Consider the following 18,237-nt stretch of genomic DNA (forward strand, 5'->3'; position numbering starts at 1 on the left):
TCGGATGGCGCCTCAGCGGGAATCACATACCCAGCTCCGACAACCCCGGGTGATCATCCGGGCGACGCCCCAGCGGCCAATGGAACTTGCGGTCGCTCTCCTTGATCGGCATGTCGTTGATACACGAGAAGCGGCGCTGCATCAGGCCATCCTCTCCAAATTCCCAGTTTTCGTTGCCATAGGAACGGAACCAGTTGCCGGAGTCGTCGTGCCATTCGTACGCGTAGCGGACCGCAATGCGGTTTTCGGTAAAGGCCCAGAGCTCCTTGATCAGGCGGTACTCGAGCTCCTTGTTCCATTTGCGTGCCAGGAACTGCCGGGCTTCCTCCCGACCGTTGGTGAATTCGGCACGGTTACGCCACTGGGTGTCGAGCGAATAGGCAAGCGAGACCTTGTCGGCATCGCGGGAGTTCCAGCCATCCTCGGCAAGACGCACTTTCTGCGTGGCCGATTCAAGGGTGAACGGAGGAAGCGGTGGACGGGGTTGTTCAGCGGACACGGGGAAACCTCCAATCGAAATGGATATACGGGTTGCTTCAACGGATCTGGGGTACCCAGGCGCTAACGCTTGGCCTGTTCCAATAACAGCTTCGCGACATCCTTCGCGGTGTCTGCGGCGTCGAAATCACCCATCACGCGCGACAGGGTGATGGCGCCTTCCATCAGGACCAGCAGCTGACGGGCCAGGTCCGCCGGCTGCTCCACCTCCAGTTGCTCGGTAAGTTCCAGCGTGTAATCGAGCAGCTTCTGCTTGTGATCACGCGCGATCTGCCGGATCGGATCAGCCGGGTCGCCGACCTCCCCCGCGGTATTGATGAACGCACACCCGCGATAGCCCTCGGACTGGAACCAGCTCTTGAGCGCGGTGAACATTCCGAGGATGCGCGCTTCCGGGGTGTCCGCTTTATCGCATTCGTTCCGGAACCAGGCCAACCAGCGCACGTCGCGCGCCTTCAACGCGGCGGCGGCCACGTCGTCCTTGTTCTCGAAGTGGCGGTAGATGCTCTTCCGCGCCACGCCCGAAGTCTTCACCAGCAGGTCCATGCCGGTGGCGTGGATCCCGTTCTGGTAGATCAGCGCCTCGGCCGTGGCCAGGATCTTCTGCGGGGTGTCGGTGCTGCTCTTGCTCATGGCTGCAAGGTAGAACGGGCGTTCTCCCTTGTCAACGGGCGATCGCGAGCGATTCGCTTGCCCACATCCGCGCAAGACGATCTATCAAGAAATTCGGACTTGTCATATCCCTGGCGCCTGATCGCGGGCGCAAAGTACGTCTCACCACCCACCCATGAGAGTTCCCGCATGAACACCTTCGCCCGTACCCTGGCCGTTGCCACCCTCGCCCTCTCGGTCCAGGCCGGCCTGTCCGCGCAGGCCGCCGAACCGGCCACGCCGGCGGCAGTCACCAGCATCGCGCGCACCGCCAGCTACATCACCAACGCCGATGGCGTGCAGCTGTACTACAAGGACTGGGGCCCGAAGAACGGTCCGGTCGTGACCTTCAGCCACGGCTGGCCGTTGAACTCGGACAGCTGGGAATCGCAGATGATCTTCCTGGCCAACCACGGCTACCGCGTCATTGCCCATGACCGTCGCGGCCACGGCCGTTCCAGCCAGCCGTGGGATGGCAACGACATGGATCACTACGCCGATGACCTGGCCACGGTGATCAATACGCTGGACCTGCACGATGTGACCCTGGTGGGCTTCTCCACCGGTGGCGGCGAAGTGGCGCGCTACATCGGCCGACATGGCACCGGGCGGGTGAAGAAGGCCGTGCTGATCAGCTCGGTACCGCCGTTCATGCTGAAGACCGCCGACAACCCGAACGGCCTGCCGATCGAAGTGTTCGATGGCATCCGCAAGGCACAGATGGATAACCGCGCGCAGCTGTACAAGGACATTCCGTCGGGCCCGTTCTATGGCTTCAACCGCCCGGGCGCGAAGGTGTCGCAGGGGCTGATCGATGCGTGGTGGGCACAGGGCATGCAGGGCGGCCACAAGAACACCTACGACTCGATCGCTGCGTTCTCGGCCACCGATTTCCGCGCAGACCTGAAGAAATTCGATGTGCCCACCCTGGTCATCCACGGTGACGACGACCAGATCGTGCCGATCGATATCTCAGGCCGCCAATCGGCGAAGCTCATCAAGGGCGCAAAGCTGATTGTCTACCCGGGTGCGCCGCACGGCCTGACCGACACCCACAAGGACAAGGTCAACCAGGACCTGCTGACGTTCCTGCAGGAAAAGTAAGCCGCCAGGGGTTCCGGCGATGCGCCGGAGCCCGCTTTCTGTTGAAAGGCGCGGCCTGCATGCTGGACTTCCGGCGCTGGAGATCGATAGCCGAGCATGGCTCGGCTCTACAGTGGAGCCAGCTCGCGCGCAAGGAACGGTGCCGTCCTGCTGCCCTTGGCGTGGGCCACCTGATGCGGCGTCCCAGCCGCCACGATGGTGCCGCCCGCGCCGCCTGCGCCCGGGCCGACGTCGATCACCCAGTCGGCCTGTGCGACAGAACGCATGTCGTGCTCGATCATCACTACCGTGTTGCCTGCGTCCACCAGCCGGTGAAGCTGCACCAGCAGCCTGTCCGCGTCTGCTGCATGCAGCCCGGTGGTGGGTTCGTCCAGCACGTACAGCGTGCGCCCGCGCTGGCTGCGCTGCAGCTCTGTGGCCAGCTTGATGCGTTGCGCCTCGCCGCCTGAAAGTTCGGTGGCTGGCTGGCCCAGCCGCAGGTAGCCCAGGCCGATCTCCTGCAGCAGCTGCAGCGGGCGGGCGATGGCCTCTTCTCCGGCGAAGAACGCATGGGCCTGGTCCACCGTCATCTGCAGGACCTCGGCAATGTTGCGGCCGTTCCACTGCACCCTCAGCGTGGCTTCGTTGTAGCGGGCGCCGTGGCAGGTGGGGCATGGTGCATAGACGCTGGGCATGAACAGCAGTTCGACGCTGACGAAGCCCTCGCCTTCGCAGGTTTCGCATCGGCCCTTGGCCACGTTGAACGAAAAGCGGCCCGCGTTGAATCGGCGGCGGCGCGCGTCGGGTGTCGCGGCGAACAGCTTCCGCACGTGGTCGAACAGGCCCGTGTAGGTAGCCAGGTTGGAGCGTGGCGTGCGGCCGATGGGCTTCTGGTCTACCTGCACCACGCGCTGGATGGCATCCACATCGCCGGCAAGCTGGCCCCGAGTGGCTTCGATCACGGTGGGTCCATCCGTGGGCGCGCTGTCGGCGCTGTCGTCTACCGTCTCGTGCCCCAGGTGCAGCAGCATCAGCTCAGGCAGCGCCTGCGCCATCAGGCTGGACTTGCCCGATCCGGAAATGCCGGTCACTGCGGTCAGCAGCCCCAGCGGTACCTGCGCGTCCACACCGTGCAGGTTGTGGCGATGGATGCCTTTCAGCGCCAGCCAGCTGTTGGCACTGCGCTGCCGGCTGGCTGGCGCAGGCACCTGGTCGAACAGGTACTGCGCCGTGCGCGAATCCTGAACGTTGCGCAGGCCATCCGGCTGGCCACTGTAGAGAACGCGTCCGCCATGCTCTCCTGCCTGCGGGCCCACATCCACCAGCCACTGCGCGCGGCGCATCAGCTCCAGATCATGTTCAACGACAAACACCGAGTTACCGCCGTCGCGCAGCCGTTCCAGCGCGTCGTACAGCGCCTGGCTGTCGGCCGGATGCAGGCCGGCCGAGGGTTCGTCGAGTACGTACAGCACGCCGAACAGCAACGAGCTGAGCTGGGTGGCCAAGCGAAGGCGCTGCAGCTCGCCGGCCGACAGCGTGGGCGTGGCGCGATCCAGCGAGAGATAGCCCAGGCCGAGCGCGCGCAGTTGCCCCACCCGCGCCATGACCCCACCCGCCAGACGTTGTGCCGCCAGGCGCTTTTCCTCAGACAAGGCTGAGGTCAGGCGCACGTCGGGGGCGCCTTCGTGGGTCGCGCGGCCACTTGCTGCCCGCTTGGCGCGATCGCGGGGCGTTGCACGCCTGCTGGAACGCGCGCCGTGGCTGTGTGCACTGAAGTCGCCCCGCGCGATGGGCTCGAGCAACACCGCCAGCTGGTCCAGCGGCAGCCGCAGGAACTCGCCGATGTCCACGCCGGCGAAGGTGACCGAGAGCGCTTCCGGTTTCAGGCGCTTTCCGTTGCAGGCGGGGCACAGCCTGCCTTCCATGTAGCGCGACACACGCTTGCGCATCAGCGCGCTCTGGGTGTTGGCAAAGGTGTGCAGCACGTAGCGGCGTGCGCCGGTGTACGTGCCCATGTAGCTGGGCTCCAGCTTGCGCTTGAGCGCGGCGCGGGTCTCGGCGGGCGTGAAGCCGGCATAGACCGGCACGGTCGGGGTTTCCTCAGTGAACAGGATCCAGTCGCGGTCCTTCTTCGGCAGCTTCTTCCACGGCACATCGATGTCGTAGCCCAGCGTGACCAGAATGTCGCGCAGGTTCTGGCCATGCCATGCCGGTGGCCAGGAGGCGATGGCGCGCTCGCGGATGCTCAGCGATGGGTCCGGCACCATCAGCGCTTCGGTCACCTCGTAGACGTGCCCCAGGCCGTGGCAGGTGCTGCAGGCACCCTGTGGGGTGTTGGGCGAGAAGTCTTCGGCGTACAGCATGGGCTGGTGGGCCGGGTAGGCCCCTGCCCGCGAATACATCATGCGCACCAGGCTGGACAACGTCGTCACGCTGCCCACCGATGAGCGCGCATTGCTGGCACCGCGTTGCTGCTGCAGGGCGACCGCCGGTGGCAGCCCGTCAATGGCATCCACGTCGGGCACGCCGGCCTGATCGATCAGGCGTCGCGCGTAGGGCGCGACGGATTCGAAGTAGCGCCGCTGCGCCTCGGCGAAGACCGTGCCGAAGGCCAGCGAGGACTTGCCGGACCCCGACACGCCGGAGAACACCACCAGTGCATTGCGTGGAATGGAGACATCGACATTCTTCAGGTTGTGCTCGCGCGCACCGCGGACCTCGATGCAGCCGCTGGCTGCGGCAGCACATGACGATTCGCCAAAGGGGGTGTTGGACATCTCAGCATTCCTGCATTCGGTGAGCGGATCGCGCATGGTGCGCCCGAGCGGCCATTGTCGCCGCTGTGGAGTGAATGGCGCGAGGGCGCCGGAGGCGGGATGTTGTCTTCACCTCCCCTTCGTACGGCGTTGCCCAGCCAGGGGCTAGCGTGGGGTGCCCACACATCGGAGGCCCTCATGCATCCCGACGTACTTGGCTGGGCCGCCACGGCGGTGCTGATGGCAACCCTGATCCGGCAGATGGTGAAGCAGTGGCAGTCGTCCCACCCGGAAGCCGTATCCAGGTGGCTGTTCGCGGGCCAGATGACCGCTTCTGCGCTGTTCACGGTGTACAGCGCGATGCTGGGGAGCGTGGTCTTCGTGGTGACCAATGCGATGCTGCTGTTGACGGCGGTGGTGGGCCAGGTGATGGCGTGGCGCCGCCGCGGCCGACGCCGGGCTCCTCCACCCTGCTGATTGTTAACGCGTGTTGCCTGAAGGTTTGACATCACGTTGCCCCACTCTTGATGGGGCCGCTCACAGCGCACTCCTATGCTGGGCCCGCCACCTGAGGGGTGGTGATCAGCCTGGAGATGCACCATGCAACGCGACCAGAAAGACCTTCCCCATCCGGACCAGGAGGCACAGCGCCCCGATCCTGTCAGTCCGCTGCAGGCGAGGCTGCACAACCGCCGCAATCATGACGAGGCGCTGCAGGAAACCTTCCCCGCCAGTGACCCGATCTCCCCCTTCGTCGCTGCGCCAACGCCGGAAGAGCAGGACAAGCGCCTCGAGGAGCGGGTCAAACTGCCAGACCGACACATGGATGAGGAGGCCGCGGGAGGTGACCAGTGATCCGGCGCGGTTTCGCCCGTGTCGCGGCCGCGACGGCGCGATTGTCCGGCAGCCTGGGGGCATTCGTCGCAGCGCTGGGGGTGATCATCGCCTGGGCTGCCAGCGGGCCGGCCTTCCACTTCAATGACACGTGGCAGCTGGTGGTGAATACGGGAACGACCATCGTGACCTTCCTGATGGTGTTCCTGATCCAGCATACGCAGAACGCCGATACCGCTGCGCTGCACATCAAGCTGGACGAACTGATCCGCGTGAGCAAGGACGCCAACCAGGAGTTGTTGAACCTGGAGTCGATGGAGCCGGCCCATCTTGAAGAGATACGCCAGCGTTACGAGGCACTGGCCAGGACCGCTGCAGACATCAAGTCCAAGAAGGAGCGCTGCATGCCCAGCGATGCGGACGCGGCCGCCGAAGCCTGAGGTCGCGGCTCCGGCGGCTACCTGCGCCCATCACGGCTCTGGTGTGAGGCCCTGCCTGGCAGGGCCTTCCAGCAGCGCTCCGGTGGCCGAAAAGCGGCTGCCGTGGCAAGGGCAGTCCCATGTGCGCTCATGGCCGTTCCATTGAACAACGCACTTCAGGTGCGGGCAGAGCGCCGACATGGTGTGCAGGCGCCCGCCCAAGTCGCGGTAGACCGCAGTGCGCTTTCCATCCACGTCCAGCAGTGCGCCGCAACCACGGGCCAGCTCACTGGGCGAGCGCGAGGGCGCCGTGGCAAGCCGATCTCCCACCATGTGCCGCGCCACCGTGGCGTTGGTGCGGGCCCAACCAGAGGCCGAGCGCACCGGGGTGAAACGCATGGGGCTGAGCAGCTGCTCGATCTCGCTGGTCGTGCCGAGGATTCCCTCGGTAATCGCACGCGCGGCCACGCCCGCCCAGGTCAAGCCGTCCGGCCCATAGCCGGTAGCCACCCAAACATTGTCGTGCGCGCTGCTGCCGATGTAGGGCAGCTGGTCGGCTGCACGGAACTGCTGCGCGGACCAGCACAGCGGCTCTCCCTGCACGGTGAAATTGCGATGCGCGTCGGCGACCAGATGCTGGGCTGGATCCATCGGCGGCGTTTCGCCGGTGCGGTGGGTCTCGCCGACCAGCACCAGCCAGTCACGGCCATCAGTACCGCGCACCCTGCGCAGCGATCGGTGCCGATCGGCAATCCAATGAATGCCTGCCGCGGGCGGCGTGGCAACCGGTACCGCCACGCCGTATTCGCGGTAGACCTCCATCTCGGCCTGCACCAGGTTGAAACCTGCTGGCGAATGGGTGGCCAGCACGAAGTGCCTGGCGTGGATGCGGGCGCCGTCGGCCGTCGCAACGCCGGCGGATGCCTCGATGCTGTTGATCCGGGTCCAGTCGTGGATGCGCACCCGGCCCGCCAGATGTCGCGCCAGCTCAATGCAGAACGCCGCCGGATCCAATTGCGCCTGATCTGCAACGCGGAAGGCGTGGCCCAAGGTGAACGGCAACCCGGACTGGTGGTGTTCGCACTGAAGGCCGACGCGCTGATAGGCCTGCAGCTCACGCTCGAATCGCGCAGTGACCTCGCGGGTGCGTTCCTGCATGCCGTACTGCATGGCCACGCGTTCGAAGCCACAGCGCAGATCGTAGCGGTGAACCAGTGTTTCGATGGACCGCAGCGCCTGCTCCCGCCACTGCACGACACGGCTGGCCGTGTCCCCGCCCCAACGGGAGATCAGATCGGCCAGCCGGGAGACGGGCGCGTAAAGATTGCCGGTGGACATCACCGTATTGCGCCCGCCGATGGGCCCCGCATCAACCACCAGCACATCCAGGCCGCTATCGGCCAGGCGGGCCGCTGTCAGCAGGCCGGTCATGCCGGCGCCCACCACCAGCACGTCCGCCTGCGTGGTTCCGGCAAGTGGACGGAAGCTGTTCGAATCGCTATCACGGGACCATAGGCTGGCGCGCAGTGTCGGTCATGAAATGCACCCTTGCAGAGTCAGCTGGAAGCCTTCCCTGATACGCCGCCGGGGGTGAAACAGCCGTGGTGCGACCGTGCAGAAAATCCTCACACACGTAGCCGTAGCGATGCCGAGCAGGGGGTGGCTGAACATCGCGTAGACGGCACGCCTGCGTCCGCTGTGCGGCCCACAACACCCTCCTTGCGGTGCGGTTGCCAGCTTGCCCGGAAGGAGGAACCCGCAGTGAGCACGCACCTGGGGCTCGACCTGATCATCGCGCAACTGGAGGAAATGCTGCCGGAATGGGCGGCGTTCTACCCCGAGCAGCAGTTCATGCGCATGCTCGCCGAAGCGCTGGACTACATTGCTGCCAGTGCGGACCCGGAGGCCCGGCTGTACTGCGTGATGCGCACCGGGCACCTCCATCTGTGCAGCGGAGAGATTCCGTGGCCGGTGGGCCATGGAGGCCCTGGCCGTTTGCTACGGGTCTGACTGCGCCCATCGCGCGAGATTCTGTTTCACTTGCCCGATGCCGGCCCACGGGTCCTTGCGGCGTCGTTTGAGCTTTGCCGGCACATCCTTGATCGTGAACCCGTCGGCGCGCTTGAGTTTTGACAGATCACTCCATGCAATCGGCAGCGCCACCGGCGCCCCCGGCCTGGCCCGCAACGAGTAGGACGCGACGGCCGTTGCTCCGCGCCCGTTTCGCAGATAGTCAACGAAGATCCGCTTGTTGCGCAGGCTTTTGGTGGCTGTTGCCACGAACCGCTGGGGCTCGGATTGCGCCAGCGCTTCGGCGAAGCCTCTGGCGAAGCGCTTGGTCAGGTCCCAATCACATCCCGGATCGAGCGGCACGACCACGTGCAGGCCCTTGCCGCCGGATACCCGCAGGAACGACTCCAGTTCCAGCTGCGCCAGCAGTTTGCGGATGTCGGTGGCCGCTTTCCTGACCTCGGCAAAGGGAACGCCGGGTCCTGGATCCAGATCGAACACCACCCGGTCGGCCTTGTCGGGCGTTTCGGCGTGGCTGCCCCACGGGTGGAATTCCAATGCGTTGAACTGCACCAGTTCCAGCAGGCTGGCCGGGTCACGCACCACCAGGTAATGCGCGTTCACCCCGCTTTCTTCCTTGAGCTTTACTGCGTCGACCAGCTCCAGCCCGGCCGTATGGTGTTTCTGGAAGAAGCAGGGCTTTGTGGCGCCACTGGGGCATCGGATGATCGAGAGCGGGCGGTCAATCACCTCGGGAAGCAGGTGCTCCATCACTGCCGTGTAGTAATCCCACACGTCCTGCTTGGTGTAACCGTCGCCGGGGAACAGGATCTTGCCCGGCGAGGACAGCGATGGCGGCGCGCGATCCGCCACCGGTGCCAGCCTGGTCTTGCGCGCAGGCCGCGGGGGTGCCGGTGTGCGCGCCGCCGCCAGGGCCGTTCCAGCGCGATCGGAATCGGCGAGGTCGGCGATATCCTTGTCCGCGCGCACCGCCTTCAGCGACGCCTGGCGCAACAGCTTCTGCCCGCCGATCCCGCGGTAGAAGACCTCCACCACGAATCGCGGCTCGAACCAGGTCGCAGCGCGCAGGTCGGTGTCCTGGGTGGGCACGTACGCGGTTGGCTTGCGGCCGCCACCGCCCTTGATGCGCTTGCTGATGTCGCCGATCAGCTCGTCCGAGAACCCGGACCCCACCCGGCCGGCGTAAAGCCAGCCGTGCTCCGCATCTGGACGGGCCAGCAGCAGCGCGCCGAAGCCGGCACGGCTGCCTTTGGGTGCGGTGTAGCCCACCACCGCAAACTCGTCGCTGGCCAGCTGTTTGGTCTTGCGCCAGTCATCACTGCGGCCGCTGTGGTAGCTGCCGTCGGCGCGCTTGGAAATGATGCCTTCGAAATGCTGCTCACCGGCCAGGCGATAGGCCTCGTCGCCATCGCCCTGCACATGGGAACTGAACGCCAACGGGCTGCCCTGCCCTTCCAGCAAGGACTGCAGCAAGGCCTTGCGTTCCAATAGCGGCGCATCGGCGACGTCCACGCCATCAAGATGCAGCAGATCAAACAGGGCATACGTCAGCACGCCCTGGCGCTCGCCGGAGAGCGTGGCCTGCAGCAGGTTGAAGTCCTCCTTGGTGCCGGCGCCGGCGATGAGCTCACCGTCCAGTGCGGCTGAAGTCAGGCCCAGCGCCGCCACCGCGTCACGTATCTCGGGGATCTTGCCGGTCCATTCCAGTGCATTGCGGGACCACAGCTGCACCTCGCCCTTGGCGACCGTGGCAAGGATGCGGTACCCGTCCCACTTGATTTCGTGGACCCACTGCTCGCCCTTGGGCGGCGCGTCTCCCAGCTTGGCCAACTGCGGTTCGAATGGACCGGACGGCGCTGCGGCCTTTCTTGCCTTGCTGAGCGCCAGCGCCTTCTTCGCCCAGTTCGTTCGTCGGGTGCGCTTGACGGGTACCGCGGTGAGCCGCTTCTTCGCGCTCTTGCCGGCCCCGGCCCGCTTCAGATCCTCCGCTGGCGCTTCAGCGACATCCGCCAGCAGATCGTCTGCCTCGATGTCGCCGGCGAATTCGTCGTCATCCTTGAACAGCAGCCACTGCGGTTGGCGCGCCGGCTTCCCGGAGCGGACCAGATGCCATCCGCCCTTCAGTTTGGCGCCGAACAGTTCGAAGCGCAGATGGCCCTTGGCGAGCTGGGCTTCCGGGTCGCCCTGCGTCGCCCACACGCCATGGTCGAACTGGGCCACATGGCCACCGCCGTACTGGCCTTTGGGGATTTCGCCTTCGAAGGCCGCATAGTCGACAGGATGATCTTCCACCTCCACCGCCATGCGCTTGACCTTCGGGTCGTAACTGGGCCCCTTGGGCACGGCCCAACTCTTCAGCGCGTCCCCTACCTGAAGGCGGAAGTCATAGTGCCTCCGGCTGGCATGGTGCAGCTGCACCACGAAAATGGCGCGTTGCCCTTTCGGTAGCGCCTTGCCCGGCTCGGGCTCCTTGGTCTTGTCAAAACTGCGCTTGCGGCGGTACTCGACCAGGGACATGGGCAACTCCGCGCTATTTTCCCAGATGCTTGCGGACAGCAACGACGGTGGGTCCGACCGCCGCCACAGCAGCACGAAGTTCCTTGGCGGACACGCCCAGCGTGGTGGTCCAGTACTGCAGCTCGTAATCTTCGTTGACGTTGATGCGATCCCGGTCCGGGCGGCCGGTTTTCTGCTTGTCATCGCTCATGGGAGTCTCCGCGCGTGGTCGGGCGTGAAGTGACCGTACCGGCCGGTGCATGGGCACGAGGCGATGCCATTGTGAAGCCATGGCGAAGGCCTGGCGGCACCGGCGCCAACCCGCAGTGGCGGATCCCGCATCGTGAAGGGCACGCGCACGGTTCGCGTGGACCTTCACATGCCGCCTTCACCTGGCACCTGCCTGATCGCAACCGGGAAGACCCTACGCTGATCGCTCCACTCACTGCGGAGCACAGTATGGCTATCAAGACGGCGGAAGACCTGTTCATCCACGAACTCTCGGATATCTACAGCGCCGAGAAGCAGCTGACCAAGGCCCTCCCACGCCTGGCCCGTGCGGCCGAGAATCCGGACCTGGCCACGGCGTTTGAGACGCACCTGGAAGAGACCCAGGGCCAGATCGAACGCATCGACCAGGTTGTCGAGATCCTGGGCATTCGCCTGAAGCGCATCAAGTGCGCGGCGATGGAGGGCCTGGTGGAGGAAGGCAAGGAAGTGATCGACAGCATCGACAAGGGCCCGGTGCGGGATGCTGCGCTGATCGGCGGCGCGCAGAAGGTCGAGCATTACGAGATTGCGTCCTACGGGACCATTGCCGCGCTGGCCAAGCAGCTGGGCTACAAGGACGCCCTGCCGCTGCTGCTGGAGACGCTTGAGGAAGAGAAGGCCACCGACGAAAAGCTGACCCTGCTGGCCAAGGGCGGCGGCAACGCCAAGGCCGCGCAGGCCGCCTGATCGGCGCGCCTTGGAACCCGGCTGCCACGGACGGCGGCCTCAGTGCCCGTAGAGCACCTGATCATTGGGGCAGAAGAACGTGCGCCGCCGCGTGGTCCCCATGTAGAGCTTGCTGATTGGGCCACCGCACAGGGGACAGACCTTCTTCGTGTGCACCTGCCAATGCTTCTTCAGCTCGAAGCGCCGCTTCCATTCCAGGAAGTCGAAGCTGTAGGCGCGCGCCTGTTCGATCAGCGCGGTAAGCCTGCGTGGCGGCAGGTCGCCCAAGCGGGTGGCGGGGTGCACGCCTGTACGGAACAGCACCTCGTTCTTGATGATGTTGCCCACGCCGGCAAAGACCGTCTGGTCCAGAAGCGCATCGCAGACCATGACGTCCGGCATTGCCTTCAGCTTGCGCCGGGCCAGCTTCGGGTCCCAGGCATCGTTCATCACGTCCGCGCGCCAGTCGTAGACGTCGTCCAACGGCTCGTCGATCAGCCGCACGGAACACGCATAGAAGTTCAGCTCGCCATTGTCGAACTGCAGGGATACACGCGCCGGGGTTGGCTTCCGTTCGTCGATGCGCCAGCTGCCGAACATCATCAGATGGATGCGCAGTGTGTGGCGGCTGAATTCCAGCAGGAAGTGCTTGCCCCAACTGCGGACCGCCTTGACCCTTCGGCCCTGCAGCGGCGACAGGTCGATGCGGCTGTTTCCGGAAACGGTGCGGACCACGTGCCCTTTGAAATGGCTAGTGGCTTCGCGCAGCAGTACGATGGAAGGTCCTTCAGGCATGGGCGTTCTCCTGCAGCAGCGCCTGCAGGCGCAGTGCGTTGCCGGTGGCATGGCCCAGTGCTGTATTGTCCAGTACGAACCAGGCCGGCCGTTGCGCATCAGCTTCGCGCCGCAGCCCTTGCGCCAGTTCCGCCAGGGCCTGCTCGCTGTACGCACTGCGATAGATCTGCGGCTGGCCGTGCCAGCGCCAGTAGCTCCACGCACGATCACCGCCGGGAACCGCTGCCGCCGGCACACGTGCCGGATCTGCGGCTACCCGTGCAACACCATGCGCGCTCAGCAGCGCATCCACGTCCGCCGTGAACCAACTCGGATGCCGCGGCTCGCACGCTACATCGGCCTGCGTGCGCGCGCGCAGGCCCCGCAGGAAGGCTTCGGCCGTGGCCGTGTCGTACACCAGGCTGGGCGGCAACTGCAGCAGCAACGGACCGAGCTTTCCACCCAGCTGCAGCACGCCCTCAAGGAACTGTTCGAGCGGCTGCATTGCATCGCGCAGCCGACGCTCATGGCTGATCTCGCGCGGGAGTTTCACCGCGAACCGGAAGCCCTCCGGAACGCTCGCCGCCCATCGCGCGTAAGTCCTGGGCTGGTGCGGTCGATAGAAGGAAGAGTTGATCTCCACCATCGACAGGCGTGTGGCATAGCGCTGCAGTAGGCTGTCGCCCGCGCCGAACGCTTCCTGATCCGCCCGCGGCAGCGACCATCCCGCACAACCGACGCGTGGTGGGCCGGACGCAACCGGGGCGGCTGTGGCCTTCATCGTGCCAGCTGCCCGTCTGGTTCGATGATGCCACCCGCGCTTGCTTCCGTCTGCGATTGCGAAACCGACAGTAGTCGATCCAGGGCACTGGTGCCCGACTGCAGCGCCGACGCGCTGCGCACGAATCCGGTCCAGTCGGAAATGGCGATCTTTCCCAGCGCGAGCTCATCCACCCGCACGCTGCGCATCCGCCAGCGCGGAAACTGTCGGCGACCCACCCTGCCCCGGTTCAGTTCGACGATTCCGCTGTGGCTGCTTGCAGCCAGAATGCGCGTGTACACCGCCTTGACCCCTGCCTCCGGGCCTTCCAGGTACTGCAGGAAGCGCGAGCCATCGAACAGCAATGTGCCGGTGACATCGGCGGACTCGTTGAACTGCACCGCCTCCGCCACGAGTTGCTGCAGCCGCTGTTCCGTCAGGTTGCGGGAGGCTTCACTTACATAGGCAATCGCTCTGAAGGGCATGGCACCACCGGTTGTTGCAGACCGCTCTACCTTAGCCACACCGATCGTACGCGCGGTGAGACCGGTGTGGAGGCTGCGTCGAACTGTGGCGTGTACCTTCCGCATCGCGTTGACGCACGGTTGGGCCGCCGAACGTGTGTCTGCCACTGTGCGCACGCGTGCAGGGATGTTCGTGGAGGCCGGATGAGGAATCAGAGCCTTCCGGATGACGCGACGTTGGCGGTCGTGCCACCGCCGTCTAGCGCCGGATCTGGAAGATGGTCGCTGCCGCCAATGAGGCGGCTGAACCCAAGGAGACTTTCCATGGCCAACCAGAACCAGAACCAGGGCACCAGCAACCGCGGTTTCGCTTCGATGGACGAGGACAAGCAGCGCGAGATCGCCGCCAAGGGTGGACGTGCCGCGCACGAGTCAGGCAACGCCCATGAATTCAGCTCGGAAGAAGCACGCGAAGCCGGCCGCAAGGGCGGCGAAGCAGTGAGCCAGGACCGCCAGCACATGGCTGACATCGGCCGCGAAGGCGGCCAGAACAGTCGCGGTGGTGGCAACCAGGGCGGCAACCAGGGCGGCGGGCAGCAACAGCAGGAACGCGGCGGCGGCAACAACCGCGGTGGCCAGCAGCGCTGATCGGCGCTGAAACCCGTTGCATCCCTTCGTGGGCGGACGTGATGTCCGCCCACTTTTGTACGCCCCACGCGGCTCAGGGGCGTTGCAACCGGAGCGCCGCGAACGGGCGCCCCGGCTTCTTTCACGGCTCGCGTGGCGGCAGGTCCAGTGCACCTGCACCCGGGCCTGCCCCCAGCTCGGCCCCGGTGGCCGGCCGCGCTTCCGGGTCGGAGAGCGTGCGCAGGGTCATGGCCTGCACCGCCGCTTGTTCGCGCGGGTCCAGGTCCACCGTGCCGCCGCCGTCGCCACCATCCACAGCGGCCTGTGCGTCGCGGTCGCTGACCCGCTCCCAGAGCTCGCCGCTGTTCCAGCTGCCCTGCAGATCGTCGGCGCCGTCACCCTGCGACATGTCCATGTACAGGTCGGTGAACGCCGGATCCCCCGGCAGCTTGCCCGGTGGGAAGTTGGGCTGGATGCTGTGCAGCGCTTTCTCGAACGACTTCATGTGCGCGATCTCGCGGGTCATCAGGAAGCGCAGCGCATCCTTGATGCCCGGGTCGTCGGTAACGTTGATCAGGCGCTCATACACCAGCTTGGCGCGCGCTTCGGCCGCGATGTTCGAGCGCAGGTCGGCGGTGGGGTCGCCGATCGAGTCAATGTAGGCGGCTGTCCACGGCACCCCGCTGGAATTGACCAGCGCGGGGCCGCCGCCGTACAGGATCTGTTCGGTGTGGCTGGTGCTGTTCTGGCCCAGCAGCCGCATGTCCTCGGCCTCGGCAAGCCCTTCGGACTGGATCGCCTTGGGCCCGCGGTTGAGCATGGCGATGATGGTGCCGATGATCTCCAGATGACTGATCTCCTCGGTGGCGATGTCCATCAACAGGTCCTTGCGCCCGGGATCGCATTCGCCAAGTCCCTGAGTGAAGTAGCGCATCGCGGCGGCCAACTCGCCCTGTGGGCCGCCGAACTGTTCAAGCATGAGGCTGGCGAGCTGCGGGTTGGATTCGCGGACGCGCACGGTATACATCAGTTTCTTGTGATGAAAGAACATGAGGGCTTCTCCGGTGGCTGGTGTGGGCTGGCTTAGGGGTCAACGCTTGGCTTGGGCGCCGGGCGTTTCGTCACGGTTGAGGAACGCTCCGACCAGCCCGTCCTGGTGGTCCTCCAGCCAGCGCGCCATGGCAACCTCTTCCTGCAGGATCTGGCCGCACACCGCCGCAATGTCGGGCGCGCCGGCGCGCTCGGCAGCGATCACCAGCGCCCTGTACGTGGCGATCTCGGTGTTCTCGAAGCCAAATGAAAGGCCCACGCTCTTGACCACCTCGTCCTCCATCAGCGTGTTGCCGGCGGCGTGGATGGCGGCGGTCATGCTCGCGAACAATCCCTTCGCGGTGGGCACGCTTCCTCCCAGCGCCTCAATGCACTGCCGCAGTGAGGCAGCCTGCCCCTGCGTCTCCTGGACGTGCTGGCTGATGCGTGCGGCAAGCTGGGGATAGTTCTCGATCCGCGAAGCCATGGCCTTCATCATGGTCTCCGCTTCCTGTTCCATGGCGTAGGCGTCCTGCAGCCACTTCAGCAGGCGCTCGCTTCGGGCGGTGTTCTGGTCTGCCATCTCGATCTCCGGTGCGGGGCGACATGCCTCCGGAGACCATCGTGGAGCGAGCGCAATCACCGCGTTGTCGGGCGATGTGAGCCGCCGCAGGTTGGCGTTGCACGCGGCGCTGATGCAGCGATAACATCCGCACCCCGGACTGGACCCGGGGCGCCCTCAGGTCGCCAGGGCGCTCGATGCGACCGCGCCCGCCCTGGGGCCCCGGGGGCGGGTGTTCGAAGCGCCCCCGCCGTCCGCCGCCATCACGGCCTGCATCACGCGGTGTTGAGCGCGGTGCCCACCCCCGTCCACGCCCACGACATAGACAAAACGGCCATCAAATTTGGCCTGTGCGCCTTCAAGGGCATCGTCGGCCTGCAATGCCCGCTTCAGCGACTTCATCCATGTCCGTTCAGGCGTACGGTCCAGTTCCACGACAATGGCGGCGCCGCCACAATCGAGCGGCATGCACTCGATACGCAGCACGCCTGGAGAGGCCGCTTCGTTTCCGGATAGAGGCATGACAGAAACTCCGATACAGGGGTCGGCGGCAGTATCCACAGCGCATGCCAAGAAGCCGTCAACGAGATCCATAAGGCCCTCCACGCCTCCTCCACGAGGTTGGCACGCGCGCAAGGCTTCGCGCCGGACTGACAATGTGCACGCAGGATCTTGATGCAGCACAGCAGAAACTCGTGTTCCCAGGACAACACAGGCATGTACGCATGCAATCCGCAATGAGCCAGCGCAGGTGCAACCTGCTGCTGGTGGAAGACCAACTCGACCTGGCCACACTCATGGAGCACGCCCTTGAGGACGTGGGTGATCAGGTGACGCATGCCTACAGCGTGTTCGACGCTCTCGGGCTGCTGGACACCCAGCGATTCGACGGCGCCGTGCTCGATGTCGAACTTCGCGACGGTGTGGTCTTTCCCGTCGCTGATCGCCTGGCAGAACTCGGCATCCCCTACCTGTTCGTATCTGCGGTCTACGACCAGCTGGTGCCGCAGCGCCACCGGCGCGCAGCCTTCGTTGCCAAACCGTTCCATGTGAGTCAATTGCAGGACACGGTTCGGCGCGTGCTGGGCGATACCTGCGCGCAGCCGCCCCCGCATTGAATCCATGCAACCGTCACCCCAGGTGCGGGGCTACCACCAGGCCCAGCTGGCGCAGCGCGCCACCACGGGAGAGGCCATCCCAGTTGCCGTGCGCGACGCTACGGATCTCGGAGGCCTCAACCCACAGCAACCGCATCGACCAATAGGGAAAGAACCTGCCGGAAACCCTGCCGCGGCCCAGTTCGATCAGCTCGCGATGGCTGCGGGCACTGAGAATGCGGCTGTACACCACGTTGATGCTGTCTTCCGGCCCCTCGATGTACTGCAGGAAGCGGAGCCCGTCATAAAGAAGCACACCCGTAACGCCGGCTTCAAGGTTGAAGCGGGCGGCGGCCCTGGCGAGGTCATCCACATGGTCCATGGAAAGCCCCGATGTCGCCTCACTTGCGTAGGCGACTGCACGGAGGGGCACATTCGTTCCTTCTGGCGCAGGAAATTTCCTGCACTTCAATGATCGCCGCGCTGATGTAGGCAGAGATGAGGTGTTCAATCGCCGGGCTACCAGTGCCCTCCCCCGAGCTGCACGCTGCGATAACGCGTCGGCAGGCGGGAGCTTCTGCGCTCCCGGCCGAGCGGTTCAGCGCCAACAGCGTTCACGGCTGTTGATGGTAATGGGCGCAGGCGCCGGCGGCCACATCACTCGGCTGGAAGCGTGGCGTGCCCATGAATACCCTGTGCGGTGATCCTCACCCGGTCAGCGCGGGCGCCTCGCTCTCGCCCTCACGCACTGGAGAAGCTCCCACAGCCAAGGCAGCACCACCAGGCCAGACGCCGGCAGCAGGACCCACCACCAGATCCCGGGTGCTGCCGGTTCCACACTGAGCGACCATCGAGGATGGGCCTGCCAGGCCACCCAGGCCAACAGGACCCACGGCGCGGCATCCAGCACACTGTGCACATGCTGCTCCGCCGGACTGATGCGTCTGCGGCCGTCTGCGCTGACGGTGTCCAGGTAGCCGGCGATTGCGTGAGCAATGACCAGAAGCGCCAGGAGCGTGACCAGCGACAACGTGTTTTCCAGCAGCAGCCACGCCAGCACGCCGCTGCCGATCAGAAGCAGCTGCACCCCATGCAACAGGCTTTCGCGCATCGCGGAGGTGTGTGGAAGGTCGGTCCGGCGGTGAAAATGGAAGTCCAGCGAACCGGCCAACAACCACAGTGCGTACACACAGCCCACGACAATCGCACTCATGGCGCCA

General features: G+C 65.6%; 22 protein-coding genes. 8 read left to right on the plus strand and 14 right to left on the minus strand.

The features are described 5' to 3' along the window. Window positions 1-22: 22 nt before the first annotated feature. Both AC5P65_RS09970 and AC5P65_RS09975 read right to left on the minus strand, forming a co-directional pair. Window positions 23-499 carry a nuclear transport factor 2 family protein gene (locus AC5P65_RS09970; protein ID WP_021202431.1) on the minus strand — a complete coding sequence of 159 codons (477 nt, stop codon included), beginning with the start codon at window positions 497-499 and terminating at the stop codon, window positions 23-25. A gap of 62 nt (window positions 500-561) precedes the next feature. Continuing rightward, the gene (locus tag AC5P65_RS09975) at window positions 562-1,131 is read right to left on the minus strand and encodes a TetR/AcrR family transcriptional regulator (protein ID WP_180832663.1); all 570 of its coding nucleotides are present in this window, start codon (window positions 1,129-1,131) and stop codon (window positions 562-564) included. Between the two features lie 168 nt (window positions 1,132-1,299). Between AC5P65_RS09975 and AC5P65_RS09980 the strand changes: the two genes are divergently transcribed. Further along, window positions 1,300-2,253 (plus strand): alpha/beta fold hydrolase, encoded by a 954-nt coding sequence (locus AC5P65_RS09980; protein ID WP_180832664.1) that lies wholly within the window; start codon window positions 1,300-1,302, stop codon window positions 2,251-2,253. 107 nt (window positions 2,254-2,360) lie between these two features. Here the strand turns inward: AC5P65_RS09980 and AC5P65_RS09985 are convergent, their stop codons facing one another. Further along, complete coding sequence (locus AC5P65_RS09985) at window positions 2,361-5,009, minus strand: excinuclease ABC subunit UvrA (protein ID WP_180832665.1); 2,649 nt, start codon at window positions 5,007-5,009, stop codon at window positions 2,361-2,363. Between the two features lie 177 nt (window positions 5,010-5,186). Between AC5P65_RS09985 and AC5P65_RS09990 the strand changes: the two genes are divergently transcribed. The 3 genes from AC5P65_RS09990 (at window position 5,187) to AC5P65_RS10000 (ending at window position 6,262) form a co-directional block, all read left to right on the plus strand. Further along, window positions 5,187-5,465 carry a hypothetical protein gene (locus AC5P65_RS09990; RefSeq protein WP_021202427.1) on the plus strand — a complete coding sequence of 93 codons (279 nt, stop codon included), beginning with the start codon at window positions 5,187-5,189 and terminating at the stop codon, window positions 5,463-5,465. Window positions 5,466-5,588: 123 nt separating this feature from the next. Continuing rightward, window positions 5,589-5,843 carry a hypothetical protein gene (locus AC5P65_RS09995; protein WP_111101965.1) on the plus strand — a complete coding sequence of 85 codons (255 nt, stop codon included), beginning with the start codon at window positions 5,589-5,591 and terminating at the stop codon, window positions 5,841-5,843. Further along, entirely contained in the window at window positions 5,840-6,262 is a 423-nt protein-coding gene (locus AC5P65_RS10000; RefSeq protein WP_021202425.1) for a low affinity iron permease family protein, read from the plus strand. The genes AC5P65_RS09995 and AC5P65_RS10000 overlap by 4 nt, the downstream gene beginning before the upstream one ends. Before the next feature lie 30 nt (window positions 6,263-6,292). On the opposite strand, the gene AC5P65_RS10005 is transcribed toward AC5P65_RS10000, so the two are convergent. Next, complete coding sequence (locus tag AC5P65_RS10005; RefSeq protein ID WP_495230932.1) at window positions 6,293-7,768, minus strand: FAD-dependent oxidoreductase; 1,476 nt, start codon at window positions 7,766-7,768, stop codon at window positions 6,293-6,295. Between the two features lie 234 nt (window positions 7,769-8,002). Here AC5P65_RS10005 and AC5P65_RS10010 point away from each other — a divergent pair, with 234 nt between their 5' ends. Further along, window positions 8,003-8,251: a hypothetical protein gene (locus AC5P65_RS10010; protein WP_111098441.1), complete on the plus strand. Its 249-nt coding sequence runs from the start codon at window positions 8,003-8,005 to the stop codon at window positions 8,249-8,251. On the opposite strand, the gene ligD is transcribed toward AC5P65_RS10010, so the two are convergent. Both ligD and AC5P65_RS10020 read right to left on the minus strand, forming a co-directional pair. After that, window positions 8,240-10,789, minus strand: coding sequence for a DNA ligase D (gene ligD, locus AC5P65_RS10015; protein WP_111098442.1), 2,550 nt, complete (start codon window positions 10,787-10,789; stop codon window positions 8,240-8,242). The two genes, AC5P65_RS10010 and ligD, sit on opposite strands and share 12 nt — an antisense overlap. Window positions 10,790-10,802: 13 nt before the next feature. Next, the gene (locus AC5P65_RS10020; protein WP_019659710.1) at window positions 10,803-10,979 is read right to left on the minus strand and encodes a DUF3606 domain-containing protein; all 177 of its coding nucleotides are present in this window, start codon (window positions 10,977-10,979) and stop codon (window positions 10,803-10,805) included. Between the two features lie 248 nt (window positions 10,980-11,227). Here AC5P65_RS10020 and AC5P65_RS10025 point away from each other — a divergent pair, with 248 nt between their 5' ends. Beyond that, window positions 11,228-11,725, plus strand: coding sequence for a YciE/YciF ferroxidase family protein (locus AC5P65_RS10025; RefSeq protein ID WP_019659711.1), 498 nt, complete (start codon window positions 11,228-11,230; stop codon window positions 11,723-11,725). 39 nt (window positions 11,726-11,764) lie between these two features. On the opposite strand, the gene AC5P65_RS10030 is transcribed toward AC5P65_RS10025, so the two are convergent. Genes AC5P65_RS10030 through AC5P65_RS10040 form a run of 3 tightly spaced genes read right to left on the minus strand, consistent with a single transcriptional unit; the run spans window position 11,765 to window position 13,723 of the window. Beyond that, window positions 11,765-12,499 carry a DNA-formamidopyrimidine glycosylase family protein gene (locus AC5P65_RS10030; RefSeq protein ID WP_111098443.1) on the minus strand — a complete coding sequence of 245 codons (735 nt, stop codon included), beginning with the start codon at window positions 12,497-12,499 and terminating at the stop codon, window positions 11,765-11,767. Further along, window positions 12,492-13,259 carry a DUF72 domain-containing protein gene (locus AC5P65_RS10035; protein WP_111098444.1) on the minus strand — a complete coding sequence of 256 codons (768 nt, stop codon included), beginning with the start codon at window positions 13,257-13,259 and terminating at the stop codon, window positions 12,492-12,494. The genes AC5P65_RS10030 and AC5P65_RS10035 overlap by 8 nt, the downstream gene beginning before the upstream one ends. Beyond that, the gene (locus AC5P65_RS10040) at window positions 13,256-13,723 is read right to left on the minus strand and encodes a BLUF domain-containing protein (protein ID WP_019659714.1); all 468 of its coding nucleotides are present in this window, start codon (window positions 13,721-13,723) and stop codon (window positions 13,256-13,258) included. The genes AC5P65_RS10035 and AC5P65_RS10040 overlap by 4 nt, the downstream gene beginning before the upstream one ends. 303 nt (window positions 13,724-14,026) lie before the next feature. Here AC5P65_RS10040 and AC5P65_RS10045 point away from each other — a divergent pair, with 303 nt between their 5' ends. Next, window positions 14,027-14,350, plus strand: a complete 324-nt coding sequence (locus AC5P65_RS10045) for a KGG domain-containing protein (protein WP_058982980.1) — start codon at window positions 14,027-14,029, stop codon at window positions 14,348-14,350. Window positions 14,351-14,471: 121 nt separating this feature from the next. Here the strand turns inward: AC5P65_RS10045 and AC5P65_RS10050 are convergent, their stop codons facing one another. From AC5P65_RS10050 to AC5P65_RS10060, 3 genes are all read right to left on the minus strand, one after another. Then, window positions 14,472-15,380, minus strand: a complete 909-nt coding sequence (locus AC5P65_RS10050; RefSeq protein ID WP_019659716.1) for a manganese catalase family protein — start codon at window positions 15,378-15,380, stop codon at window positions 14,472-14,474. 39 nt (window positions 15,381-15,419) lie between these two features. After that, complete coding sequence (locus tag AC5P65_RS10055; RefSeq protein WP_111098445.1) at window positions 15,420-15,941, minus strand: ferritin-like domain-containing protein; 522 nt, start codon at window positions 15,939-15,941, stop codon at window positions 15,420-15,422. 156 nt (window positions 15,942-16,097) lie between these two features. Continuing rightward, window positions 16,098-16,514, minus strand: a complete 417-nt coding sequence (locus AC5P65_RS10060; RefSeq protein ID WP_227844341.1) for a hypothetical protein — start codon at window positions 16,512-16,514, stop codon at window positions 16,098-16,100. Between the two features lie 131 nt (window positions 16,515-16,645). Here AC5P65_RS10060 and AC5P65_RS10065 point away from each other — a divergent pair, with 131 nt between their 5' ends. After that, entirely contained in the window at window positions 16,646-17,038 is a 393-nt protein-coding gene (locus AC5P65_RS10065; protein WP_111098446.1) for a response regulator, read from the plus strand. Window positions 17,039-17,051: 13 nt separating this feature from the next. Here AC5P65_RS10065 and AC5P65_RS10070 read toward each other — a convergent pair whose 3' ends face one another. Next, window positions 17,052-17,450 carry a BLUF domain-containing protein gene (locus AC5P65_RS10070; RefSeq protein WP_111098447.1) on the minus strand — a complete coding sequence of 133 codons (399 nt, stop codon included), beginning with the start codon at window positions 17,448-17,450 and terminating at the stop codon, window positions 17,052-17,054. Window positions 17,451-17,732: 282 nt separating this feature from the next. Further along, on the minus strand, window positions 17,733-18,230 hold the full coding sequence (locus AC5P65_RS10075) for a hypothetical protein (protein ID WP_111098448.1): 498 nt from the start codon (window positions 18,228-18,230) through the stop codon (window positions 17,733-17,735). Window positions 18,231-18,237: the final 7 nt, after the last annotated feature.

This window comes from Stenotrophomonas sp. YJH_SMC_48-3 (genome assembly GCF_059369375.1).